Origin of the sequence: Vogesella fluminis (assembly GCF_014652335.1) — a bacterium.
In the GTDB taxonomy this organism is placed as follows: Bacteria; Pseudomonadota; Gammaproteobacteria; order Burkholderiales; family Chromobacteriaceae; genus Vogesella; species Vogesella fluminis.
In genome coordinates this window covers 1-25,249 of record NZ_BMYP01000008.1, presented here as the reverse complement: position 1 = coordinate 25,249, position 25,249 = coordinate 1, and the positions used below count along the sequence as shown (strand labels likewise).

Annotated in this window: 20 protein-coding genes; 15 read left to right on the top strand and 5 right to left on the bottom strand. The window is 61.6% G+C overall.

The features are described from left to right. Nucleotides 1–55 precede the first annotated feature (55 nt). The 5 genes from IE083_RS04305 to IE083_RS04285 form a co-directional block, all read right to left on the bottom strand. A complete protein-coding gene (locus tag IE083_RS04305) occupies nucleotides 56–1,546 on the bottom strand; it encodes a TRAP transporter large permease (protein ID WP_189352400.1) in 1,491 nt (496 codons plus the stop codon). Further along, nucleotides 1,543–2,094, bottom strand: a complete 552-nt coding sequence (locus IE083_RS04300; protein WP_189352399.1) for a TRAP transporter small permease subunit — start codon at nucleotides 2,092–2,094, stop codon at nucleotides 1,543–1,545. The genes IE083_RS04305 and IE083_RS04300 overlap by 4 nt, the downstream gene beginning before the upstream one ends. A 134-nt stretch (nucleotides 2,095–2,228) precedes the next feature. Beyond that, the gene (locus IE083_RS04295) at nucleotides 2,229–2,801 is read right to left on the bottom strand and encodes a hypothetical protein (protein ID WP_189352398.1); all 573 of its coding nucleotides are present in this window, start codon (nucleotides 2,799–2,801) and stop codon (nucleotides 2,229–2,231) included. A 5-nt stretch (nucleotides 2,802–2,806) separates the two neighbouring features. Continuing rightward, nucleotides 2,807–3,316 carry a C40 family peptidase gene (locus IE083_RS04290; RefSeq protein ID WP_189352397.1) on the bottom strand — a complete coding sequence of 170 codons (510 nt, stop codon included), beginning with the start codon at nucleotides 3,314–3,316 and terminating at the stop codon, nucleotides 2,807–2,809. Continuing rightward, a complete protein-coding gene (locus IE083_RS04285; RefSeq protein WP_189352396.1) occupies nucleotides 3,313–5,229 on the bottom strand; it encodes an ATP-binding cassette domain-containing protein in 1,917 nt (638 codons plus the stop codon). Before IE083_RS04285 ends, IE083_RS04290 begins: the two co-directional genes overlap by 4 nt. A 144-nt stretch (nucleotides 5,230–5,373) precedes the next feature. Here IE083_RS04285 and IE083_RS04280 point away from each other — a divergent pair, with 144 nt between their 5' ends. The 15 genes from IE083_RS04280 to IE083_RS04210 all read left to right on the top strand — a co-directional run bounded on the left by IE083_RS04280 (nucleotide 5,374) and on the right by IE083_RS04210 (nucleotide 24,985). Next, nucleotides 5,374–5,736 carry a hypothetical protein gene (locus IE083_RS04280; protein ID WP_189352395.1) on the top strand — a complete coding sequence of 121 codons (363 nt, stop codon included), beginning with the start codon at nucleotides 5,374–5,376 and terminating at the stop codon, nucleotides 5,734–5,736. 11 nt (nucleotides 5,737–5,747) lie between these two features. Next, entirely contained in the window at nucleotides 5,748–6,197 is a 450-nt protein-coding gene (locus IE083_RS04275) for a protein YgfX (RefSeq protein WP_189352394.1), read from the top strand. 6 nt (nucleotides 6,198–6,203) lie between these two features. After that, the gene (gene folC, locus IE083_RS04270; RefSeq protein WP_189352393.1) at nucleotides 6,204–7,472 is read left to right on the top strand and encodes a bifunctional tetrahydrofolate synthase/dihydrofolate synthase; all 1,269 of its coding nucleotides are present in this window, start codon (nucleotides 6,204–6,206) and stop codon (nucleotides 7,470–7,472) included. A 9-nt stretch (nucleotides 7,473–7,481) separates the two neighbouring features. Beyond that, a complete protein-coding gene (locus tag IE083_RS04265; RefSeq protein ID WP_189352392.1) occupies nucleotides 7,482–8,219 on the top strand; it encodes an SPOR domain-containing protein in 738 nt (245 codons plus the stop codon). Then, nucleotides 8,216–8,707 carry a CvpA family protein gene (locus IE083_RS04260; protein ID WP_229799599.1) on the top strand — a complete coding sequence of 164 codons (492 nt, stop codon included), beginning with the start codon at nucleotides 8,216–8,218 and terminating at the stop codon, nucleotides 8,705–8,707. Before IE083_RS04265 ends, IE083_RS04260 begins: the two co-directional genes overlap by 4 nt. 72 nt (nucleotides 8,708–8,779) lie before the next feature. After that, nucleotides 8,780–10,324 carry an amidophosphoribosyltransferase gene (gene purF / locus IE083_RS04255; protein WP_189352391.1) on the top strand — a complete coding sequence of 515 codons (1,545 nt, stop codon included), beginning with the start codon at nucleotides 8,780–8,782 and terminating at the stop codon, nucleotides 10,322–10,324. A gap of 89 nt (nucleotides 10,325–10,413) precedes the next feature. Further along, entirely contained in the window at nucleotides 10,414–11,595 is a 1,182-nt protein-coding gene (locus IE083_RS04250) for an O-succinylhomoserine sulfhydrylase (RefSeq protein WP_189352390.1), read from the top strand. Between the two features lie 191 nt (nucleotides 11,596–11,786). Further along, complete coding sequence (locus IE083_RS04245) at nucleotides 11,787–12,422, top strand: TetR/AcrR family transcriptional regulator (protein WP_189352475.1); 636 nt, start codon at nucleotides 11,787–11,789, stop codon at nucleotides 12,420–12,422. A 34-nt stretch (nucleotides 12,423–12,456) separates the two neighbouring features. Further along, entirely contained in the window at nucleotides 12,457–14,910 is a 2,454-nt protein-coding gene (locus IE083_RS04240; RefSeq protein WP_189352389.1) for an acyl-CoA dehydrogenase, read from the top strand. 84 nt (nucleotides 14,911–14,994) lie between these two features. Beyond that, nucleotides 14,995–15,384, top strand: a complete 390-nt coding sequence (locus IE083_RS04235) for an acyl-CoA thioesterase (protein WP_189352388.1) — start codon at nucleotides 14,995–14,997, stop codon at nucleotides 15,382–15,384. 155 nt (nucleotides 15,385–15,539) lie between these two features. Further along, nucleotides 15,540–16,925 (top strand): OmpP1/FadL family transporter, encoded by a 1,386-nt coding sequence (locus IE083_RS04230; RefSeq protein ID WP_189352387.1) that lies wholly within the window; start codon nucleotides 15,540–15,542, stop codon nucleotides 16,923–16,925. A gap of 198 nt (nucleotides 16,926–17,123) precedes the next feature. Continuing rightward, nucleotides 17,124–19,499: a 3-hydroxyacyl-CoA dehydrogenase/enoyl-CoA hydratase family protein gene (locus tag IE083_RS04225; protein ID WP_189352386.1), complete on the top strand. Its 2,376-nt coding sequence runs from the start codon at nucleotides 17,124–17,126 to the stop codon at nucleotides 19,497–19,499. Between the two features lie 67 nt (nucleotides 19,500–19,566). Then, entirely contained in the window at nucleotides 19,567–20,769 is a 1,203-nt protein-coding gene (locus IE083_RS04220) for an acetyl-CoA C-acyltransferase (protein WP_189352385.1), read from the top strand. A gap of 272 nt (nucleotides 20,770–21,041) precedes the next feature. Further along, on the top strand, nucleotides 21,042–23,864 hold the full coding sequence (locus tag IE083_RS04215) for a valine--tRNA ligase (RefSeq protein WP_189352384.1): 2,823 nt from the start codon (nucleotides 21,042–21,044) through the stop codon (nucleotides 23,862–23,864). Between the two features lie 56 nt (nucleotides 23,865–23,920). Further along, the gene (locus IE083_RS04210; RefSeq protein ID WP_189352383.1) at nucleotides 23,921–24,985 is read left to right on the top strand and encodes a GTP pyrophosphokinase; all 1,065 of its coding nucleotides are present in this window, start codon (nucleotides 23,921–23,923) and stop codon (nucleotides 24,983–24,985) included. Nucleotides 24,986–25,249: the final 264 nt, after the last annotated feature.

Sequence of the window (25,249 nt, the reverse complement as noted above, 5' to 3'; positions counted from 1 at the left end):
GGTTACGGGTTTGGCGCGAGGCGTGTTGCCATTGGCATGATGCCTCGCTTGCCGCTTATTGGCCAGTCAGTTCCTTGAGCAGTGCGTCTGACTGCTGGCTGTCGCTTTCGGCTGACGAGGCTTCTCCGGTCGGAATTTCGATATCCTGCGGCAGGTCGCTGCCCGGTGTTGCCTCCATCTGCTGCATGATCGATGCCGCATCGTCGGCGTTGGTCTTCACCTCGGCGTGCAGCGAGCCGGTGACCAGCGCCGGGAAGGCGATCAGCGCGCCGACCATGATCAGCTGCATCACCACGTAAGGTACTGCGCCCCAGTAGATCTGCGTGCTCTTCACTTCCTTCGGTGCCACGCTGCGCAGGTAGAACAGCGCGAAGCCGAACGGCGGGTGCATGAAGGAGGTCTGCATGTTCACCGCCAGGATGACGCCGAACCATACCAGGTTGATGTCCAGGCTCTGAGCCACCGGCGCCAGCAACGGCACCAGGATGAAGGCGATCTCGAAGAAATCGAGGAAGAAGGCCAGGAAGAACACCATGAAGTTGACGGCAATCAGGAAGCCGGTGGCACCGCCGGGCAGGCTGGTGAGCAGGTGCTCGACCCACTTGTCGCCGTCAACGCCGAGGAAGGCGATGCGGAACACGCGGGCGCCGATCAGGATGAACACCACGAAGGTGGACAGCTTGACGGTGGAGTCCATCGCCTGCTTCAGCAGCGGGATGTCCAGGCGGCGGTTCATCATCGCCAGGATGATGGCGCCGACCGCGCCCATGGCGCCGCCCTCGGTCGGGGTGGCAATGCCGAGGAAGATGGTGCCCAGCACCAGGAAAATCAGCAGCAGCGGCGGAATCATCACCAGCACCACGCGCTTGCCCAGTGCCGCACCACGCAGGGTGCGGGCCTCCGGAGGCAGCGCCGGTACCCACTGCGGTTTCACCATCGACACCATGAAGACGAACACGGCGTAGAACGCGCACAGCAGCAGGCCGGGCAGCATGGCGCCGGCGTACATGTCGCCGACCGAGGTGCCCAGCTGGTCGGCCAGCACGATCAGCACCAGCGACGGCGGAATGATCTGTGCCAGTGTGCCGGAGGCGGCGATCACGCCGGTTGCGATGCGGGTGTCGTAGCCGTAGCGCAGCATGATCGGCAGCGAGATCAGCCCCATCGAGATCACCGAGGCGGCCACCACGCCGGTGGTGGCGGCCAAGAGCGCGCCGACGAAGACCACAGCGTAGGCGATGCCGCCGCGCATGGTGCCGAACAGCTGGCCGATGGTGTCCAGCATGTCTTCCGCCAGCCCGGAGCGTTCCAGGATCAGCCCCATAAAGGTGAAGAACGGGATCGCCAGCAGCGTGTCGTTGCGCATGATGTCGTAGACCTGGTTGGGCAGGGCCTGCAACAGCTCGGGGCGCAACAGATCGAAGTGGATGCCGATCCAGCTGAACAGCAGGCCGACGGCGGACAGGGCAAAGGCAACCGGGTAGCCGATCAGCAGGAAGAAGATCAGCGACACGAACATGATCGGGGCCATCAGATCCAGGCTCATACCGGCTCCTTGTGCGGGTCGTTAGACTTGATGGCCGGATTCGGAATCAGGCCCTGCAGGAAGGCAACGCGCTTGATCAGCTCGGACAGGCCTTGTGCCATCAGCAGTACAAAACCGGTCGGAATCAGCAGGAATACCGGCCAGCGCACCAGGCCGCCGGCGTCAGACGACATCTCGCCGCTATGCCAGGCGTCGAGGAACATCGGCCACCCGAAGCTGATCAGCAGGTAGCAGACCGGCATCAGGAACAGCAGGGTACCGACAATGTCGACCACGGCCTGGCCGCGCGCGGACAGCTTGCCGACCAGCAGGTCGATACGGATGTGTTCATTCTTTTGCAGGGTGTAGGCGGCTGCCAGCAGGAAGATGGCAGAAAACAGGTACCACTGGATTTCCAGCAAGCCGTTCGAACTGATGTTGAACAGTTTGCGCACCACAGCGTTACCCGCGCTGATAAGCACGACCACCAGGACAAGCCAAGACGCAGCCTGACCGATGCGTGCGTTGATCGCGTCGATAAGACGCGACAAGGCAAGCAGCAATTGCACTGTTTTCTCCTAATGTGTTGTGAGGCTCTGTGGCCTTGTTCTTTTGCGGCGCTCTCCAACGCCGCCACCGTCTAGCGGTGTGTGCCTATAAGAGCATAGTCATTTGCCCTTGCAAAGCGGCATGACATAGGGGATTACCCTTGCCTGTGCCAGCCCAGGGTCAGGCGCAGGTGGCCGGGCGGGGTGGTGATGGACTTCAGTTGCAGGTGGCGGGCGAGGGATTTGCCCGGAAAAGACTGTTCCTGCCAGCGGGTAAACGGTGGTAGTTGGTCGAGGTGGACGACGATGTATTGTGGCTGGATGTCGAGGAAAGCCAGCTCTGCGGCCAACCTTTGCAGCAGGTGGCTGCCGAGGCCGGCGTCCAGCGCCGTCAGCAGCAGGGCGCCGAGCGCGCGCCGGATCAGGCCGTTGTCGTGTGGTGTGCCCTGCAGCCGGTAGTGGATCAGCAGGGTGCGTTTGGGCCAGTCGAGCTCGCCGAAGTAGAAGAATAATTGCAGGCGGGCACGCAGCGGCTGTTGTATATCCAGCTCCAGCACGCTTTCCTCTGGCTGCAACTGCAGGGAAATGACCTGAAGTTGCTCACCGTCGAGCTGCCGTTGCAGGCTGGCCAACAGCAGTGCGGCCGGTAGCGAGGCGCCGTCGCGGTGCAGTTTCGGGCGCAGCGACTGCCACTGCTGCCAGCGCTGCCGCCAGGGCGCGGTGCGCATCAGGTTCAGCCGAACAGGGTGCGCGCACCCTCGAAGCGGCTGGCGAAGTAGCGGTTGTCCAGCCGGTCGACGCGGATCACGCTGTTGCTGCGCGGCGCGTGCACGAACTTGCCGTCGCCGATATAGAGCCCCATGTGCGAGAACGGCCGGTTCATGGTGTTGAAGAACACCAGATCGCCGACCTGCAGCTGGTGGTTGCCGATCGGCCGCGCCAGCGCCGCGATCTGCGCCGCATTGTGCGGCAGCCTGATACCGGCGGCGTGCTGGTAGATGTAGGCCACCATGCCGCTGCAGTCGAGGCCGGCCTCCGGGTTGCTGCCGCCGAACTGGTAGTCGATGTCGAGCAGGCTCAGGGTGTAGAGCAGGATTTCGCGGCTGACGCCGTCGGCCTTGAGCGCCGACAGGTTGGCCGCTGCCGGTGGGCGCGGCTTGGACTTGACGGCGGTTTTCGAGGGAGCGCTGGCGCAGCCCGCCAGCAGGACGAGTAGCAAGAGGGCGGGCCAGCGGCGGGTCATGACTGTTTGCTCTCCAGGGTTTCCCAGCGTTCGAGTTTTTCCAGCAGCAGCAGTTCGATTTCCTCGATGCGCGCCTGCCACTGGCGCGCGTCCTGCGGCACGTCACGGTACACGTTCGGGTCCAGCAGCTTCTGGTTCAGCTCGGCCTGCTCGCCTTCCAGTGCCGCGATTTCCGCCGGTAGCCGTTCCAGCTCGCGCTTTTCATTAAAGCTCAGTTTTTGCGTGCGGTTGCTGCGGTCGCGCTCGTTCTTGGCGGCCTCGACGTTGGCCGCAGCCTCCTTGCGCGGCGCTTCCTGCTTCAGCGCCGCCATGCGTGCCTTGGTATCGAGCCAGTCCTGGTAGCCGCCCGGATACTCTTCCAGCCTGCCGTTGCCCTCGAAGGCGATCACCTGCGTCACCACGTTGTCGAGGAAGGCGCGGTCGTGGCTGACCAGGAACACGGTGCCGTTGTACTGCTCGATCAGCTCTTCCAGCAGCTCCAGCGTGTCGATGTCGAGGTCGTTGGTCGGTTCGTCCAGCACCAGCACGTTGGCCGGGCGGGTGAACAGGCGCGCCAGCAGCAGGCGGTTGCGCTCGCCGCCGGACAGCGACTTCACCGGGCTGCGCGCGCGCTGCGGCGAGAACAGGAAGTCTTCCAGATAGCTCATCACGTGCTTCTTCTGGCCGCCGATTTCGACGAAGTCGTTACCCTGGCTGATGATGTCGGCGACGCTGGTCTCTTCGTCCAGCTGGGTGCGGAACTGGTCGAAGTAGGCGACTTCCAGCTTGGTGCCGCGCTTGATGCTGCCGCTGTCGGCCTCCAGTTCGCCCAGGATCAGCTTCAGCAGCGTGGTCTTGCCGGCGCCGTTGGGGCCGATCAGGCCGATCTTGTCACCGCGCAGGATGCGGGTGGTGAAGTCGCGGATCAGCTGCTTGCCGTCAAAACCCTTGCTGACGTGCTCCAGCTCGGCCACCAGCTTGCCGGAGCGTTCGCCGGCGTCGAGCTGGAAGTTGACCTGGCCGACCCGTTCGCGGCGCGAGGCGCGTTCGCGGCGGATCTGTTCCAGACGGCGCACGCGGCCCTCGTTGCGGGTGCGGCGCGCCTCGATGCCCTTGCGGATCCACACCTCTTCCTGCGCGTGAAACTTGTCGAACAGGCGGTTCTGTTCTTCCTCGATCGCCAGTTCTTCCGCCTTGCGCACCTGATAGGCGCTGAAGCTGCCGGGATAGCTGCGCAGGATGCCGCGATCCAGCTCGATGATGCGGGTGGCGACGTTGTCGAGGAAGCGGCGGTCGTGGGTGATCAACAGCACGCTGCCGCTGAAGTTCTTCATCAGCCCTTCCAGCCACTCGATGGCGCTCATGTCGAGGTGGTTGGTCGGTTCGTCCAGCAGCAGCACGTCCGGGCGCGAGGCCAGGGCACGGGCAAGCGCCACGCGTTTTTTCCAGCCGCCGGACAGGTCGCTGACCAGTGTGTCCGGGTTGAGGTCGAGATGCGACAGTGTGGTGCTGATCAGCGCGTCGAACTGCCAGCCGTCCCGCGCTTCCAGCTCCTGCTGGATGTGGGTCATGCGCGCCATCACCTGCTCATGGTTGGCCGCAGGATCGGACAGCTGCTGGGTGATGTGGTGGTAGTCGGTGAGCAGCTGCTGCAATTCGCCCAGCCCCTCGGCCACCGCCTCGAACACGGTGTGGCCCTCGCTGAACAGCGGCTCCTGCGGTACGTTGGCGACCTTGAGGTCGCCCTGCTGGTTGATGCGGCCATCGTCGAGCTTGATGCTGCCGGCAATCGCCTTCAGCAGCGACGACTTGCCGGCGCCGTTGCGGCCGATCAGGCCGACGACTTCGCCGGGTTCCAGCGAGAAATCCACTTTGTCGAGCAGGGCGTGGTGACCAAAGGCGAGGCAGGCTTTTTCTACGGTAATCAGGGCCATAATGGTATGCAGGAGGCTGTCTTCTTATTGCAATGACACGGATTGTAGCATGTGGCTGCATCGCCCTTCGCCTCGGGGGCGGTCGCTGTTACAATGCGCGCCAACCGAAGACCTGCGCTGCAGGTCAATGCGAAAGGATTTGCCATGTACTTTGTTGATCGCTCTGTTGCCGTTATCAAGCCCAAGGCCCCGTTTCTGGCGTGGCTGAATGCCGTGCCGGACAACGACATGATCGAACTGTCGCTGGACGCGCTGCGTGCCGACTGCACGGTGATCCTTTTGCCTGAATTCGACGAGCCGGAAGAGGCGATCAGCCACATCGACGAGATGTACGACAAGCTGTTCCGCATCGAGCTGTCGTCTTGGTATGAGGACGAGGCGCTGTGGCCGCAGGACCGCTCGCTGAAAACCTTCTGGGAATGGTTTGACGTCGAAGTGCACTCCACACTGCTGGACACCGTTGACGCCGACATCATGAACTCCCCGGTCGACATTGACGAAGACTGACCATCGCCGCGATGCACGCTAGCCGCATCAGCCCCATTGCCGCCACGCTGGCGCCGTCGCGCATCGCCGTCGCACTAGTGAGCGTGGCGCTGCTGTTACTGCTGGCGGCACTGTCCTTTCTGGAACGCGACCTTGCACTGCTGGTGTCGCTGGCGGCCGCGGGCTGTGCCTGGCAGGTGCTGCGCCAGAGCGGCATGCTGCGGCCAACCTTCGACGGCTTTGCCGTCGACATGCGCGGCGTACTGCAACTGCAGCAGGGCGGCCGGAGCTGTCGCGTCAGCCTGCTGCCGGCCAGTATCGCCTTGCCGCTGCTGGTGGTGCTGTGCGTGAGCGATGACAGCGGCCGCCGCCACCGGCTGCTGGTGTGGCCGGATGCGGTGCCGGCCGACACCCATCGCGCCTTGCGCGTCTATGTGCGCTGGTGCCGCGACGCCGGCAACCCTGAAACCGAACGGATGTAATCAAGCATGGCAAGTTTTGACACCCTGAACGACTGGCTTTCCCATCTGGAATCGATCCACCCCGCCACCATCGACATGGGCCTGGCGCGGGTCAGCGCGGTGCGCGACGCGATGGGCTTGCGGCCAACGTTTCCAGTGGTGCTGGTCGGCGGTACCAACGGCAAGGGCTCGGTCTGCGCCATGCTGTCCACCATGCTGGAGCGTGCCGGCTTCAAGGTCGGCACCTACTCCTCGCCGCACATCCTGCGCTACAACGAGCGTGTCGCCATCAACATGCAGCCGGTCAGCGACGAGCGCATCGTGCAAAGCTTTGCCGCCATCGAGGCGGCGCGTGGCGATGCCACGCTGACCTATTTCGAGTTCGGCACCCTGGCGGCGATGCACACCTTCATCGACGAGCAGGTCGATGTCGCGGTGCTGGAAGTCGGCCTCGGCGGCCGTCTCGACGCGGTCAACATCTTCGAGCCGGAAGTGTCGGTGGTGGTCAGCGTCGATCTCGACCACCAGAGCTATCTCGGCGACACCCGTGAGCTGGTCGGCTTCGAGAAGGCCGGTATCTTCCGCGCCGGCAAGCTGGCGATCTGCGCCGACCCCAATCCGCCGCAAAGCCTGCTGCAGCATGCGGCCAACCTTGGCGCCGATCTCAAGCTGGTGGGCAAGGATTTCGGCATCACCCGTCTCGACCACCAGTGGTCGTTCCACATGGGTGATGTGCACCGCCACGCCTTGCCGGTGCCGGCGCTGCGCGGCGAGTACCAGATGATCAATGCCGCAGCGGCGCTGGCGGCACTGGAAGGGCTGCGCCCGCTGCTGCCGGTCGGCATCGGCGCCATCAAGCGCGGCCTGCTGGAGGTCGATTGGCCGGGTCGTTTCCAGGTGCTGCCGGGGCGGCCGCTGGTCATTCTCGACGTTGGCCATAATCCGCACGCCGCCCGCGCGCTGGCCGACAGCCTGAAGCGCATGGCCTACGCGCAGAACCGCTTTGCGGTGTTCTCGATGCTGTCCGACAAGGACCTGCCGGCGGTGGTGACGGCGCTGAAAGACGAGTTCGACGAGTGGTTTGTCGGCGGCCTGGATATGCCGCGCGGCCAAACCGCCGCAGCATTGACAAGCCAGCTGCATGCGCAGGGCGTGGCCAGGGTGAAACCGTTTGCCGGCGTCGCCGAGGCGTGGCGCGCGGCTTTATCGGCGGCAGGGGAAAATGATAGAATCGTGGTCTTCGGATCCTTCCATGCCGTTGCCGAAGTGATGGCCGCAAAATCCGCTCACGCCTGAGGACGCCAGATGTCTCTTTCCGCCCACGATGAACTGCTGATGCTGCGCAAGCGGGCGCGTCGCCGCCTGGTCGGCGCCATCGTGCTGGTACTGGTAGCCACCAGCGTGCTGTGGAATGTGCTGGACGCGCTGCCGGAGCAGGAAATGAAGCCGGAACAGGTCGAGATCTCCGGCCTGCCGACCTCGGCGCCGACACCGGCACCCGTGGTGCAGCCGCCGGTAACAGCCTCGGCGCCGCAGGAAACCGACATCCTCGCCACACTGCCGCCGGAAGACAGCGTGCTGGTGCCTCCGCCCGCCGCCGAAGCCAGTCGCCCGCAGGTCGTGGCTCCGGTCGTAGCGGTGATGCCACCCGCAGTGCCGAAAGCGGCTGAACCGAAGCCGGCCGAGCCGAAACCGGCGGCACCGAGGCCGGCCGACAGGAAAGTCGAGCCGGTCGTCGCGGAGAAGAAGGCGGCACCGGACCCGATGGCAATTCTGGAAGGGCGCGAGGCGGAAGCGCTGCGCGCGGCGGCTGTCGAAAAATACCAGGTACAGTTGGCCGCGCTGTCCGATGCGGACAAGATCAGCACGCTGAAGCAACGCCTGTCCGCAGTCGGCATTACTGCCCGTTTCAGCAAGGTGCAGACCAGCAAGGGCGAGGTGACGCGGGTACGTGTCGGCCCGTTCGGCAGCCGTGCCGAGGCCGATGCCGCGTTGCGTAAGCTGGAGCGTGCCGGCGTGTCGGGCATTATCGTCACCCAATGATGCTGACGGCTCTTGACTGGCTGATTCTTGCCATCATCTTAGGTTCCATGACCGTGGCGCTGTTCCGCGGCCTGGCCGCCGAGCTGCTGTCGCTGTGTTCGTGGCTGCTGGCCTTCTGGGTGGCGCGCAGTTTCGCCCCGGAAGTGGCCGGTTTCATGCCGCTAGCCGGCCAGGGCCTGCAGCTGATTGCCGCGTTTGTTGTGCTGTTGCTGCTGACGTGGCTGGCAACGGCGCTGTTTCGCGTGACCCTGACCGCGCTGATCGATGCGGTCGGCCTGGGAGGCGTCAACCGTTTTCTTGGCGTCGTGTTCGGTTTGGCCCGCGGCTTGCTGCTGGTCACGGTGCTGGTGATGCTGGGTGGGATGAGTGCCATGCCGCAACAGAATTTCTGGCGCGACGCCTTGCTGGTGCCGCCGTTCGAGGCGGTGGCGATAGCAGCCAGGCCGTGGCTGCCAGATACGCTGGCACAGGCGGTGCGCTTTTTTTAGCAGTACCAAGAGGGGTGATGGCGCGATCCGCTGTCACCCCTTGTTTTTACTCGTGTAGTCTGGGGATGAGCTATGTGTGGAATTTTGGGGGTGGTGGGTCAGTCACCCGTAAACCAGCTGTTGTATGACGGTTTGCAATTGTTGCAGCACCGTGGTCAGGACGCAGCCGGGATCGTTACGGCCAATGGCAAGACCTTTCACATGCACAAGGGCAGCGGCCTGGTGCGGGACGTGTTCCGCACCCGCAACATGCGCTCGCTGTTCGGTAATGCAGGCATTGGTCATGTGCGTTACCCCACAGCCGGCTCGGCATCCAGCCTGGCCGAGGCGCAGCCGTTCTATGTCAACTCGCCGTTCGGTATCGTGCTGGCGCACAACGGCAACCTGACCAATACCGACGAATTGAAGCAGGACATGTACCGCAATGACCTGCGCCATATCAACACCAACTCCGACTCGGAAGTGCTGCTTAATGTGTTTGCGCACGAGATTGCCGCCCGCGTCGAAAATGCGATGCTGACCGCAGATGCGGTGTTCGGGGCGGTGGAAGCAGTGCATCGCCGCGTCAAGGGCGCCTATGCCGTAGTGGCGATGATCGCCGGTTACGGCCTGGTGGCGTTCCGTGATCCGCACGGCATCCGTCCGATGGTGATGGGTGCCACCGAGGTCGACGGCAAGGCCGAATACATGTTCGCCTCCGAATCGGTGGCGCTGGATTGCTCCGGCTTCAAGGTGCTGCGCGACGTACAGCCGGGCGAGTGTGTGTATGTCACCTTCGACGGCGACATGCAGGCGCGCGTCTGTGCCGAGAACACCCAGCTGGCACCGTGCCTGTTCGAATACGTGTACTTTGCGCGTCCGGATTCGGTGATCGACGGCGTGTCGGTCTACCAGTCGCGCCTGGTGATGGGCGAGATGCTGGCCGAAAAAATCCGCCGCCAGTACGCGGACATCGACATCGACGTGGTGATCCCGATTCCGGATTCCAGCCGCCAGAGTGCGATGCAGTTGGCCAGCGTGCTGGGCCTGCCGTACCGTGAAGGCTTCATCAAGAACCGCTACATCGGCCGTACCTTCATCATGCCGGGGCAGGCGGTGCGCAAGAAGTCGGTGCGCCAGAAGCTGAACCCGGTGCCGCTGGAGTTTGCCGGTCGCAACGTGCTGCTGGTGGACGACTCCATCGTGCGCGGCACCACCTCCAAGGAAATCGTGCAGATGGCGCGCGACTCCGGTGCCAATAAGGTGTACTTCGCCTCGGCGGCACCGGCGGTGCGCTTCCCCAACGTGTACGGCATCGACATGCCGACCCGTGCCGAGCTGCTGGCCACCGGCCGCAACGACGCGCAGATCGCCGCCGAGATCGGCGCCGATGCGGTGATCTACCAGGAGCTGGAAGCGCTGGAGCAGGCGGTCAAAGGCATCAACCGCGAGTTGAACGTGTTCGAGGCGTCCTGCTTCAGTGGTTGCTACATCACCGGCGACATCAACGAGGCATATCTGGATGCCATCGAATCGGCGCGCAAGAAGGGCAAGGCGGCAGGCGAGCAGAAAGAGGAAGACAGCAGCAACCAGATGGTCGATCTCAACCTGAATGTTGCCGAACAAAACCTGATCTGAATTTCTTTATAACGACAAGGGTTGGCTGTTGCGGCCAACCCTTGTTATTGTTGAAAGTCTTTCAGCCATACGCCGTACGAGAGCCCACCATGTCGCGCGAAGACACCTGTCCCTCCTTGCACCCCGAGACGCTGGCCATCCGCGCCGGCCGCGAAACCAGCGAATACCGCGAACACAGCCAGAGCCTGCACCTGACCTCCAGCTTTACCTTTGATACGGCCGCACAGGCCGCCGCCATGTTCATGGGCGAGATCGAAGGCTACACCTATTCCCGTTTTACCAATCCGACCGTCAGCGCCTTCCAGCAAAGGTTGGCCGCAATGGAAGGCGGTGAGCGCGCGATTGCCACCGCCAGCGGCATGGCCGCGATCCAGGCCACCATGCTGACCCTGCTCAAGGCCGGTGATCACGTGGTGTCGTCGCAGAGCCTGTTCGGCTCCACCATCAACCTGTTCAACAGCATTCTCGGCAAGTTCAATATCGAGACCAGCTATGTCGACGCCTCCGATCCTGAGGCGTGGCGGGCGGCGGTGAAGCCCAATACCAAGCTGTTCTTCCTGGAAACGCCGTCCAACCCGCTCACCGAGCTGGCCGACATCGCCGCCGTCGCCGACATCGCGCATGAAGCCGGTGCCCTGCTGGTGGTCGACAACTGTTTCTGTTCGCCGGCGCTGCAGCAGCCGCTGCAACTGGGCGCCGATCTGGTGGTGCACTCCGCCACCAAGTACCTCGACGGCCACGGCCGGGTGCTGGGCGGGGCGGTGGTCGGCAACGACAAGCTGATCGAGCAGATCTACCTGCACGTGCGTACCGCCGGCCCGACCCTGGCTGCCTTCAATGCCTGGGTGCTGCTGTCCGGTCTGGAAACGCTGCACCTGCGTATGGAAAAGCATTCCGCCAATGCGCTGCAACTGGCACGCTGGCTGGAGCAACAGCCGTCGGTGGCGCGCGTGTTCTACCCGGGACTGGAAAGCCATCCGCAATTTGCGCTGGCGCAACAGCAGCAGCGCAGCGGCGGGGCGGTGGTGTCGTTCGAGATCACGGGCGGGCGCGAGGCAGCCTGGCGGGTGGTGGACGCAGTGCAGATCATTTCCCGCACCGCCAACCTGGGTGATGTCAAGACCACCATCACCCATCCGGCATCGACCACCCATGCGCGCATCACGCCGGAAGCGCGGGCACGTGCCGGCATCAGCGAAGGCCTGCTGCGGCTTGCCATCGGCCTGGAGCACGTCGACGACCTGAAGGCGGATCTCGCTAGAGGCTTGTAATAAAAACGTTTGTTTCAATCAAGCGGCAGTCTAGACTAAGGACTGCCGTTTTACTTGTGTTTACCGCGGGAGGCTTCAGGAATGCATTTCTTGACAGGCATCAAATTAAAACGTAAGTTTAAAACGCTTGTTCTAAAATCATGATGGACAAGGCGACGCAATTACTCAATCCGATGAAAGTGCAAGACGACATGGAAGTGAACAAACCCGATACCGCAACTCGGATTCTCGATGTTGCCGAGCGGCTGTTTGTCGAGCATGGCTTCGAGGCCACCTCACTTCGCATGATCACACAGCAGGCTGAAGTCAACCTGGCCGCTGTGAACTACCACTTCGGTTCAAAGGATGCGCTGTTCGAATCGGTGTTCATGCGCAGGATCGGCCCGTTTGTGGCCGCCTGTCTGGCCGAACTCGATGCGCTGGAACAATCCGGACAAGCGTTGACCGCCGAGGCGCTGGTACTGACTTTCATCAAGCCCTGTCTGATGTTGTCGAAAGACCCGACCAAGGGCGGGGCGCTGTTTGTCCGCTTGATGTCGCGCACGCTGGTGGAAAACCACCGCCTGCTGCGCGAGGCACTGAACCAGCAGTACAGCGTGTTTGTACAGCGCTATAGCAGTGCCTTCCAGGCAGCTTTGCCGCAGTTTGAAACCGAAGATATTGCCTGGCGCATGCATTTTGCCTTTGGCGTGATGTTCAATGCCTTCGCCGGTAATGATGTGCTGAAGATCTTTGTCCGCAGTCAGGTGGTTTCCGCCCGTGACCCGGACATGGTCGTCAAGCACCTGGTGCCTTTCGTCGTAGCGGGGTTGACGGCGCCCGTCTGATTGACTCCACGAGGTCAACACGAGGGTAACCATAATGACATCTGCTATTGTTCTGATCCTGCTGCTCGGGGCGCTCGCGTATTTCCGCGCTCCCGTTCTGGCGTGGACTGTCGTAATCGCGGGCTGGCTTGCCAGCCTGCAGCCAGTCTGGGGCTGCCAGGTCCCCGTCGGGGTCTGGGGCGTGGCCGGCGTGATCGCTGCCGTGCTCAACATCGTGCCGCTGCGCCGTGCCGTGTTCACCAGTCCGGTGTTCACCATCTTCAAGAAAATCACCCCTGCCATGTCGCAGACCGAGCAGGAAGCGATCAACGCCGGTACCGTGTGGTGGGATCGCGACCTGTTCTCCGGCAAGCCGGACTGGAAGCGCCTGCTGTCCTTCCCGGACCCGAAACTGACTGCCGAAGAGCAGGCGTTTCTGGATGGTCCGACCGAACAGCTATGCAGGATGGTCGACGACTGGAAAATCACGCACGAGCTGAAGGACCTGCCGCCGGACGTGTGGCAGTTCATCAAGGACAATGGCTTCCTCGGCATGATCGTCAAGAAGAAGTACGGCGGTCTGGAGTTCTCCAACTACGCGCATGCCAAGGTGGTCACCAAGATCGCCACCCGCGGCGGCACCGCGGCGGTGTCGGTGATGGTGCCCAATTCGCTGGGCCCCGGCGAACTGCTGCAGCACTACGGCACCGAGGCGCAGAAGGACTACTACCTGCCGCGCCTGTCCAAGGGCATCGAGGTGCCGTGCTTCGCGCTGACCAGCCCGTACGCCGGCTCCGACGCCGGCGCCATCCCGGACTACGGCGTGGTGTGCCGCGGCAGCTACACCGACCCGCGCAGCGGCCAACGTTTTGACGACGTGCTCGGCCTGCGCGTGAGCTGGGAGAAGCGCTGGATCACGCTGGCACCGGTGGCCACCATTCTTGGCCTCGCATTCAAGATGTACGACCCGGATCACCTGCTGGGCGACAAGGAAGACATCGGCATCACCTGCGCACTGGTGCCGACCGAGCATGACGGCGTGTGCATCGGCCGCCGCCACTATCCGGGTGGTGCCGTGTTCATGAACGGCCCGACCTGGGGCCGCGATGTGTTCATTCCGCTGGAGTGGATCATCGGTGGTCGTGATTTTGCGGGCCAGGGCTGGCGCATGCTGGTCGAGTGCCTGTCGGTCGGCCGCTGCATCTCGCTGCCGGCGATGTCGGTGGCCTCCGGCAAGGTGGCGTCCTACACCACCGGCGCCTACGCCCGCATCCGTGACCAGTTCGGCCTGTCCATCGGCAAGTTCGAGGGCGTGGACGAGGCGATGGCGCGCATCGGGGGCTTTACCTACCAGATGGAAGCGTCGCAGGATCTGGCCTTGACCGGCCTCGATATCGGCGAGAAGCCGTCGGTGCTGTCCGCGGTGCTGAAGTATCACAACACCGAGCGCATGCGCAAAACGCTGAACGACGCGATGGACATCCACGGCGGTAAAGCGGTGGTGCTGGGGCCGCGCAACTATCTGGCGCGTGCCTACCAAGCGATCCCGATCGCGATCACGGTGGAAGGCGCCAACATCCTGACCCGTTCGATGATCATCTACGGCCAGGGCGCGATCCGTTGCCATCCCTTCGTGCTGCGCGAGATGAAGGCGGCGATGAGCAACGACGCCGCCGAGTTCGACAAGGCCATCACCGGCCACATCAACTTCGTGATCAGCAACGTGTTCCGTTCGCTGTGGATGGGCCTGACCGGCGCCAGGCTGGTCGGCAGCCCGAAAGGCGGCGAAGTGGCCGCCTACTACAAGCAGCTGACCCGTTTCTCCAGCGCCTTTGCGCTGCTGTCCGACATGGCGATGTTCAGCCTGGGCGGCTCGCTGAAATTCCGCGAGAAGCTGTCGGCGCGCCTGGGTGATATGCTGTCCAACCTGTATATCGCCTCTGCCTGCCTGAAGCGCTTCGAGCGCGACGGCGCACCGAAAGAAGATCTGCCGGTGCTGCAGTGGGCGGTGGAGAATGCGCTGTACGACTTGCAGCAGGCGATGGACGGCTTCCTTGCCAACCTGCCCAGCCGCACCTTGGCCGTAATCCTGCGCAAGGTGATCTTCCCGTGGGGGCTGACCCTGAAACCGGCCAGTGACCGCACCGGTACTCAGGTCGCCCGCCTGCTCATGGAACTGGGGCCGACCCGTACCCGGCTGACCCGCGGCATGTTCGTGTCGAAGGATGAGGCCGATCCGGTGGGCGTGCTGGAGCCGGCGTTGCGCGCGATGCTGGAGACCGAGCCGGTGGAGCAGAAGCTGCGCAAGCTGGGTCGCGATGGCAAGTTCAAGGCTGTCACCGCGCGTGAGCGGTTGGCAGAAGCATGGCAGTCCGGCCAGATTACGCAGCAGGAGTTCGACGCCGTGACGCGCGCACGCAAGCTGAAGCGCGACGTGATCATGGTCGATGATTTCGACATGGAGCTTGGGCAGCATGATGACACACTGCTGCAGCGGCTGATCTTCTGATCGGCTAAACAATAAGGAGCCGGGCGGTAACGTCCGGCTCTGTCGATGGTACTCTATCGACAGAGTGCCACCGAGAGAGACAACATGACCCCATCCCCACAGCAACACCCCGAAATCTGCCACGAGCCGGTGCTGCGCCTGCGTGCCGAGCCACGCAGCACCAATGCCCACGGTCGCGTCCACGCCGGCTGGCTGATGTTCCAGATCGATACCGCCGGCGCCATCTGCGCCGAAAGGCTGGCCAGGGGGCCGGTGACGACAGTCGCGGTCAATGCCTTCCAGCTCACCAGCCCCATCCATGTCGGTGACGTGGTGTCACTGTATGCCGAGTGTTTCCGGCTCGGGCAGAAATCGGTCACCTTGAAGGTAACGGTGGAGGCGGAGCGCCTCGGCGGCGAAGTGGTGCCGATTACCGAGGTGATTGCCACCTATGTCGCAATTGATGCTGAAGGCAAATCCCGCATCATTTCCTGAGTGCATTTGCTGTGTTGTTTCGTTGAAACGATTGTTTGGAACGAATGCTCGAAAAAGCTGGATAACAGCTTCGTCTCTAGGTAGTATCGGATCGGATCGTCAATCAAACGGACGTTCGGAGCAGCATGAATAACAATGCACAGAGGGAATAACACATGAAACTGAAACACGTCAGCTTGTCCGTCATGATGATGGGTGCAACCACTGTTGCCATGGCTTCCGGCTACCACTTCGGTACCCAGTCGGTCAGCGCCCAATCCACCGCCAATGCCAGCGCCGCCGAAGCCGCCAATGCATCCACTATCTTCTACAACGCGGCGGGCATGACCAAGCTGGAGGGGACCAACTTTTCCGGTGCATTGAACCTGGTAGCGCCGAATGCCAAATACAGCGATGCCAGCGCCACCTATCCGACGCTGGCGGCAACACCGGTCAACTCGACAGTCAAAGGCTCGACTAGCGGCAAGATCACAGACGATCTGGTGGTGGTGCCTCAGATGTACCTGACACACCAACTGAACAACAAGGTGACGGTCGGCTTGGGTGTTTATGTGCCGTTTGCCTCTTCCACCGAATATCAGCGTGATTCGGTACTGCGTTACAACCTGAACGCCACCGAGCTGACCACGCTCGATATCAATCCAACCGTGGCCTTCAAGCTCAATGACCAGCATTCGGTTGCGGTCGGTGTTATTGCCCAGCATGCCGAAGCCAAACTGCGCCAGTACGCAAACTTTGGCTACCTGATTACACGTCCTAACCCTGTCGGCAACGGCACTGCCGATGGCTATGCGGATGTCGAGGGTGATGACTGGGGTTTCGGATATAACCTGGCTTGGCTGTGGGACGTCAATGACAGTACCCGTGTCGGTGTCAATTACCGCTCCAAGGTGGAACACACCCTGACCGGCACTGCCAAATGGGACAAGAGCAAGGTAGCGTCCGTTTACGGTGCTGGTGCAGCGGCAGGCATTGCTGGTGCCGGTTATGCGGATAGTGAAGATGCCAAGGTCGATATCACCACTCCGGAAGCCTTGTCCGTGCACGGCATGCACAAGCTGAACAGCAAAACCAACCTGTTCGCCGATGTGACCTGGACCAAGCACTCCCGCTTTGATAAAGCGTTGCTGGTGTACGGGAACGCAAAAACCGGGCAGGGCAACACGACTTACCTGACCCCGGCCTGGAAAGACACCTACAAGCTTTCGCTGGGTGGTTCCTATCAGTACACCGAGCCGCTGCAGCTGCGCGCCGGTATTGCCTATGACAAGTCGCCGGTGCCGAACGATGACCGTCGTCTGGCGACCATCCCGGATAACGACCGTATCTGGTTGTCCTTCGGTGGCAAGTACGACCTGAACAAGCAGTCCTCGATCGATTTTGCCTACAGCTACATCAAGATCAAGGATGCCAAGGCCAATGTGAACGGCACCTGCGCGGCTCAGGGGCAGACTATCTGCGTCTCCAGCCAGACCAAGGGCACCGTCAACTACAAATCCAGCGCCCAGATCCTGGGTGTGCAGTACAACCACCGTTTCTAAGCCGCGAGGCTTTGCGGCCAACGTTTGACGTTGGCCGTAACAGGCACGGCGACCTTGTTGCCGTGTTTTTTTCGGGAAGTGCTGAACCATTATTCAGATACTGTGATTCAGCCGATCTTTCCCGCAGGATGGCTTACCCGGAATCTATAATCCGTGAAGCCGCAACCATGTTTGTTCGTTAAGACAACCGAGGAAACCATGTCTCAGACCAAGTTTATCGTACGCAAGGTCGCCGTTCTCGGCGCCGGCGTGATGGGGGCGCAGATCGCCGCCCATCTGGTTAATGCCAAGGTGCCGACCGTGCTGTTCGACCTGCCGGCAAAAGACGGCAACAAGAACGGCATCGCACTGAAAGCCATCGACGGCCTGAAAAAGCTGAAGCCGTCGCCACTGTCCAACAAGGATGCGGTCAACTACATCCAGCCGGCCAACTACGAAGACCACCTGCACCTGCTGAAAGAGTGCGATCTGGTGATCGAGGCCATCGCCGAGCGCATGGACTGGAAAACCGACCTCTACGCCAAGGTGGCGCCGCATCTGGGCGAGCACACCATCTTCGCGACCAATACCTCCGGGCTGTCGATCAACCAGCTGGCCGCCGGCGTACCGGCCGAGCTGGCGCCACGCTTCTGCGGCGTACACTTCTTCAACCCGCCGCGCTACATGCACCTGGTCGAGATCATCCCATGCACCGGCTCCGATGCCGCCATGCTGGACAACCTGGAACGCTTCCTGGTGACCACGCTGGGCAAGGGCGTGATCCGTGCCAAGGACACCCCGAACTTCGTCGCCAACCGCATCGGCGTGTTCTCGATGCTGGCCACCATCGCCAACGCCGAAAAATTCGGCATCCGCTTCGACGTGGTCGACGACCTGACCGGCCCGCGCCTCGGTCGTCCGAAGTCCGCCACTTTCCGCACCGCCGACGTGGTTGGGCTGGATACCTTCGCCCACGTGGTGAAAACCATGGACGACACGCTGCCTAACGACCCGTGGCACGCCTACTTCAAGTCGCCTCAGTGGCTGCAGCAGCTGATCGCCGATGGTAGCCTGGGCGCCAAGACCAAGCGCGGCATCTACAAGAAGGAAGGCAAGCAGATGTTTGTCTTCGACGCTGCCAAGGGCGAGTACGTTGGCGCCGGCGAGAAGGGTGACGACGCGGTCAAGGCCATCCTCAAGATCGAGAACCCGGCCGAGAAGTTCAAGCAGCTGCGCGCCAGCAGCCATCCGCAGGCACAGTTCCTGTGGGCCTGCTTCCGTGACGTGTTCCACTACATTTCCTACCATCTCGGCGACATCGCCAACTGCGCGCGCGATGTCGACTTCGCCATCCGCTGGGGCTTCGGCTGGACGGTCGGCCCGTTCGAGACCTGGCAGGCTGCCGGCTGGCAGCAGGTCGCCGGCTGGATCGATGAAGACATCAAGGCCGGCAAAACGTTGGCCGCAGCCGCGCTGCCGGCCTGGGCGCTGGAAGCCGACCGTGCCGGTGTGCACTTTGCCGATGGCTCCTTCGATGCCACCGCCGGTAAACTGGTCGGCCGCTCCACGCTGGACGTGTACCAGCGCCAGCTGGCACCGGCCAAGGTGCTGGGCGAAACCGCCGGCCTGCTCGGCGAGACCGTGTTCGAGAACGAGGGCGTGCGCGCCTTCACCACCGGTGACGACGTGCTGGTGGTGTCGTTCAAGTCCAAGGCCCACGCCATCGGCCCGGATGTGATCGACGGCGTCAACACCGCCATCGACATCGCCGAAGCCCGCTTCAAGGGCCTGGTGATCTGGCAGACCGAAGAGCCGTTCTCGGTCGGCGCCGACCTGCAGTCGATGCTGCCGGCGTTCATGATGGGCGACTGGGACGCGATCGACACCATGGTGCGCCGCTTCCAGACCACGTCGATGCGCCTGCGCTACAGCCACATCCCGACCGTCGCTGCCACGCAGGGTTATGTGTTCGGCGGTGGCTGCGAGTTCGCGATGCACTGCGACAAGGTCGTGGCCGCGCTGGAATCCTACGTCGGTCTGGTCGAGGTCGGTGTCGGCCTGCTGCCGGGCGGCGGCGGTTGTAAGGAATTTGCGCTGCGTGCGGCGCAGAACGCGCAGGGCGACGTGCTGGCGGCACTGAAGGACTCCTTCATGGCCATCGCCACCGCCAAGGTCGCCACCAGCGGGCACGAGGCGCAGGAAATCGGCTTCTTCCGCAACAGTGACAGCGTGGTGTTCAACGCCTACGAGCTGCTGTACGTCGCCAAGCAGCAAGCGCTGGCGCTGTATGAAACCGGCTACCGTCCGCCGCTCAAGGTCGCCGGCTTCCCGGTGGCCGGCCGCGCCGGTGCCGCCTCGATCAAGGGTCAGCTGGTCAACATGCTGGAAGGCCACTTCATCAGCCAGCACGACTTCACCATCGCCGCGCTGATCGCCGACGTGATGACAGGTGGCGACGTGGAGCAGGGCACGCTGGTCAACGAGCAGTGGATTCTGGATCTGGAACGCAAGGCGTTCATGACCCTGCTCAAGTCCAGCAAGACCCAGGACCGTATCGCCAACATGCTCACTACCGGCAAGCCGCTGCGTAACTGATACCGCCGAACAGCGGCCGGAGGGTGGCGTGCGCGCTGCCGCTCCGGCCTGAAGGAGATTGCAAAAAATGGTTAAACAAGTACAGGAAGCTTACATCGTCGCCGTGACCCGCACGCCGGTAGGCAAGGCGCCGCGCGGCATGATGCGCAACGTGCGTCCGGACGACATGCTGGCGCACGTGATCAGCGGCGCGCTGGCACAGGTGCCGACGCTGGACCCGAAACTGATTTCCGACTGCGTGGTCGGCTGCGCCTTCCCCGAGGCGGAGCAGGGCCTGAACATGGCGCGTATCGGCGTGCTGCTGGCCGGGCTGCCGAACACCGTCAGCGGCATCACCATCAACCGCTACTGCTCCTCCGGCATCAACGCGGTGCAGATGGCCGCCGACCGCATCCGCCTGGGCGAGGCCGACGTGGTGATCGCCGCCGGTTCCGAATCGATGTCCATGGTGCCGATGATGGGCAACAAGGTGTCGCTGAACCCGGCGATCTTCGCCAAGGACGAGAACTACGCCATCGCCTACGGCATGGGCCTGACCGCCGAGAAGGTGGCGCAGCAGTGGAATGTGTCGCGTGAAGACCAGGACGCGTTCGCGGTCGAGTCGCACCGCCGCGCCATCGCCGCCATCGACGGCGGCAAGTTCAAGAGCGAGATCACGCCGCTGGAAGTGACCTACCGCACGCCGAACCTGGAAACCGGTGAAGTGGTCAGCACCACCCGCGTGCTGGACACCGACGAAGGCCCGCGCCGCGAGACCACGCTGGAAGGCCTCGCCAAGCTGAAGACGGTGTTCGATGCCAAGGGCAGCGTCACCGCCGGCAACTCGTCGCAGATGTCCGACGGCGCCGGTGCCGTGATCCTGGTGTCCGAGAAGATCCTGAAGCAGTTCAACCTGACGCCGCTGGCCCGCTACGTGACCTTCGCGGTGAAGGGCGTGCCGCCGGAAATCATGGGTATCGGCCCGAAGGAAGCGATTCCGGAAGCCTGCCGCAACGCCGGCATCACCCAGGAGCAGCTGAAGTGGATCGAGCTGAACGAAGCCTTCGCTGCGCAGGGTCTGGCGGTGGCACGTGACCTGGAGCTGGACCTGAACTTGGTCAACCCGCACGGCGGCGCCATCGCGCTGGGCCACCCGCTGGGCGCCACCGGCGCCATCCGTACCGCCACGCTGGTGCACGGCATGCGCAATGCCGGCATGCAGGGCTACGGTATGGTGACGATGTGCATCGGTACCGGCATGGGTGCCGCCGGCATCATCGAAGTGCTGTAAGCGTAGCGTTGCGGCCAACGTTGGCCGCAGACCGCCGCGAATGCCCCGCCCCTGGCGGGGCATTTTTCATGGTCGCGTGGGTGGCGATAGTCGCCAGTGCCTCGCTGCGCCCACATGTCCGGCGTGCTGCATGGCCTGCTAGCGCTGGTCGTTGGCTGGCGCTTGCCGTTTGATTGTCACCTAGCCGCGATAACGGATGCTGACGACGCTGTAGCCGATTCGGTTTATAATCGACGACATTTTTCTGCATCGATAAAGACCGAATTCACACCATGACCACTGAACTTGCCAAAAGCTACGAGCCGGGCGACATCGAACGTCGCTGGTACGATCAATGGGAACAGTCCGGCTACTTCAAGCCGCACATGGACACCAGCAAACCCGCCTTCTGCATCCAGCTGCCGCCGCCCAACGTGACCGGCACTCTGCACATGGGCCACGCCTTCAACCAGACCATCATGGATGGCCTGACGCGCTACTACCGCATGAAGGGCGACAACACGGTGTGGATTCCGGGCACCGACCACGCCGGTATCGCCACCCAGATCGTGGTCGAGCGCCAGCTGGCCGAGCAGGGCATTAACCGCCACGACCTCGGCCGCGACGCGTTCACCAGCAAGGTGTGGGAGTGGAAAGAACAGTCCGGCGGCACCATCACCAGCCAGATGCGCCGCGTCGGCTGCTCGGTGGACTGGGACCGTGAATACTTCACCATGGACGACGTGCGCGCCGATACCGTCACCGAAGTATTCGTGCGCCTGTTCGAACAGGGCCTGATCTACCGCGGCAAGCGCCTGTCCAACTGGGACCCGAAACTGGGCACCGCCATCTCCGACCTCGAAGTGGTCTCCGAGGAAGAAGACGGCTTCATGTGGCACATCAAGTACCCGGTAGTCGGTAGCGACGAATTCGTGACCGTCGCCACCACCCGTCCGGAAACCCTGCTTGGCGACGTGGCCGTGGCCATCAACCCGACCGACGAGCGCTATCAGCACCTGCTGGGCAAGATGCTGGAGCTGCCGCTCACCGGCCGCCAGATCCCGGTGATCGCCGACGACTACGTCGATGCCGCCTTCGGCACCGGCTTCGTCAAGATCACCCCGGCGCACGATTTCAACGACTACCAGGTCGGCAAGCGCCACGACACCCAGCTGATCAACGTGATGTCGCTGCAGGCCACCATCCTCGCCAAGGCGCAGATCTTTGGCTTCGACGGCACCGCGCAGGGCACCATCGACCTGCCGGCCGCCTACGCCGGTCTGTCCACCAGCGACGCCCGCAAGGCGATGCTGGCCGACCTCACCGCGCAGGGTCTGCTGCTGGAAGCCAAGCCGCACAAGCTGATGGTGCCGCGCGGCGACCGTACAGGTTCGGTGATCGAGCCGCTGTTGACCGACCAGTGGTTCGTGGCGATGAGCAAGGTCGGCGACGACGACGCCACCGGCAAATCCATCGCCCAGAAAGCCATCGACGCCGTCGAATCCGGCGAAGTGCGCTTCATCCCGGAAAACTGGGTCAACACCTACAACCAGTGGATGAACAACATCCAGGACTGGTGCATCAGCCGCCAGCTGTGGTGGGGCCACCAGATCCCGGCCTGGTACGACGAAGACGGCAACATCTACGTTGGCCGCACCGAAGCCGAGGCCCAGGCCAAGGCACCGGGCAAGACGCTGCGTCGCGAGCAGGACGTGCTCGACACCTGGTTCAGCTCCGCGCTGGTGCCGTTCTCCACCATGGGCTGGCCGGAAGACACCCCGGAACTGCGTGCCTTCGTACCATCGCAGGTACTGGTCACCGGTTACGAGATCATCTTCTTCTGGGTTGCCCGGATGATCATGATGACCACCCACTTCACCGGCAAGGTGCCGTTCAAGGACGTGTACATCCACGGCATGGTGCGCGACCACGAAGGCAAGAAGATGTCGAAGTCGGAAGGCAACGTCATCGACCCGGTCGACCTGATCGACGGCATCGCGCTGGCGCCGCTGGTCGACAAGCGCACCACCGGCCTGCGTCGCCCGGAAAAGGCCCCGCAGATCGCCAAGGCCACCGAGAAGCTGTTCCCGGACGGCATCCCGGCCTACGGCACCGATGCGCTGCGTTTCACCATGGCCAGCTACGCGACGCTGGGCCGCTCGGTCAACTTCGACTTCAAGCGCGCCGAAGGCTACCGCAACTTCTGCAACAAGCTGTGGAACGCCACCCGCTTCGTGATGATGAACGTGGAAGGCAAGGACTGCGGCCAGGACGAAAGCCTGCCGCTGGAATTCTCTTTCGTCGACAAGTGGATCATCGGCCGCCTGCAACAGGCCGAGCTGGACGTCACCGAGGCGCTGGAAACCTACCGCTTCGACCTCGCCGCGCAGACCGTGTACGAGTTCATCTGGAACGAGTACTGCGACTGGTACGTCGAGCTGGCCAAGGTGCAGCTGCAGACCGGCAACGAGGCGCAGCAACGCGCCACCCGTCGCACCATCGTGCGCGTGCTGGAAGTGGCGCTGCGCCTCACCCATCCGCTGATGCCGTTCATCACCGAAGAGCTGTGGCAGACCGTCGCCCCGCTGGCCAACGCCAAGCACACCGACTCCATCATGGTCGCCGCCTGGCCGGTGGCCGTGCCCGAGAAGATCGACGCCGCCGCCAACGCGCGCATGGACGCCTTCAAGGACCTGGTCAACGCGGTGCGCAACCTGCGCGGTGAAATGGGCATCGGCCCGGCCGTGAAGGCCCCGCTGTTCATCGAAACCGCCGACGCCTCCATCGCCGAGTTCATCCCCTACCTGAAGCTGCTGGCCCGCCTGACCGAAGGCAGCATCGTGGCCAAGCTGCCGGAAGACGACTCCCCGGTGGCCATCAGCGGCGACGCCCGCCTGATGCTGAAGGTGGAAGTGGACAAGGCAGCGGAAACCGCACGCCTGAGCAAGGAAATGGGCAAGGTCGAGGCCGAGCTGGCCAAGCTGACGGCCAAGCTGGAGAAGCCGGGTTATACCGACAAGGCGCCGGCGCATCTGGTGGAGCGGGATCGTGCTCAGCTGGTGGAGCTGAATGACAAGCTGGACAAGATCAAGGTGCAGTTGGCGAAACTGCTTTAATTTCAGTGGGCTAAATCAAAGAGGGGACAGTGTCCCCTTTTTTTGGACTATTAAATATGACAATTGTAGATGAATATTTGAGCAAAAAGCCTGTTTATGAACGGTGTGCTGAGAAAATGCACTCATTAGTGAAGGAGCTTGTCTATTCTCATGGAATTTCAATTCATAATACAAGTTATCGTGTTAAGTCTGAAAAAAGCTTGTCAGGCAAAATTTTAACAAAGCAAGATAAATATAAAAATGTAGAGGATATAACAGATATTGTTGGATTGAGAGTGATAACATACTATGAAAGTGATGTTGATTCGGTTGCAAAAGTAATTGAAGATAATTTCAATGTTGATTTAGATAATTCTATTGATAAAAGAAAGGCGCATGAGCCGGATAGATTTGGGTATCTGTCTCTTCATTACGTCATTTCTCTAAGTGCGGATCGTGCTCAGCTTGCTGAATATAAGGATTTTGTTGGAATACGATTCGAGTTACAAATTAGAACTCTTTTGCAGCATGTTTGGGCTGAAATTGAGCATGACTTGGGCTACAAAAGCGATTATGAAATACCGCGACAATTTAGGCGAAAATTTTCTAGAATTGCATCGATATTGGAGGATGTGGATGAGTCATTTGTGTTGCTGAAGAATGGTGTTAATTCATATCGGGATAGTATCCGAATGAAAGATTCTGAGTTGCTGGACAATATTCCTATTGATAATGAATCAATGCAGTTGTTTCTTGAGAAAAAATTACTTGAGGTTGAAAAAGAAATTGTCAACGAGTTGGGGTTGAGCATTGATAAACATGAGCCGAGTGAGTATGTCGGACTTTTGGTGAGCAAGGTTATACATATGGGATTTCAGAATTTTGGAGATTTATTGGCTGATGTTGTTATCAATAAAAAAAGAGTACTTAGGTTGATTAAAGGTTTTGATGAATGGAATTTGGCACGAAGCAATAAGAAACTTAATTGGAATGATGGTGCTTCTATTCAGGCTTTACATTTGTTGAAAATATATGACTCTGACGGTGAGTCGGGTATTGGTGAGTATTATATGGAGTCTCACTGGTCAGAAGAGGATGTTGTTGATTTTAAAGAAATAATTTCTGTGGCTGCGGCTGGATAGTTGGATTACTTTACTGGGTTTGATTTTGCAGTTCGTAGGTTGGACTGAATGAAATGAGGCCCAACGTTTACTGCGTAACCTCAAGGTTGACCGTATGTCACTATGGTATTTCGGCCAATTATGTTTTGTTTGTAGTGCCGCTGCGCAGATTATTTAAATGCCGCTTTCCGCGCGGCGGCGGCTTACTTTCTTTTGCTTCGCCAAAAAGAGAGCGCGAGTTCAAAAAGTAAGTGCAACAGTCAATAGGTAAATCAATTCAGTGAC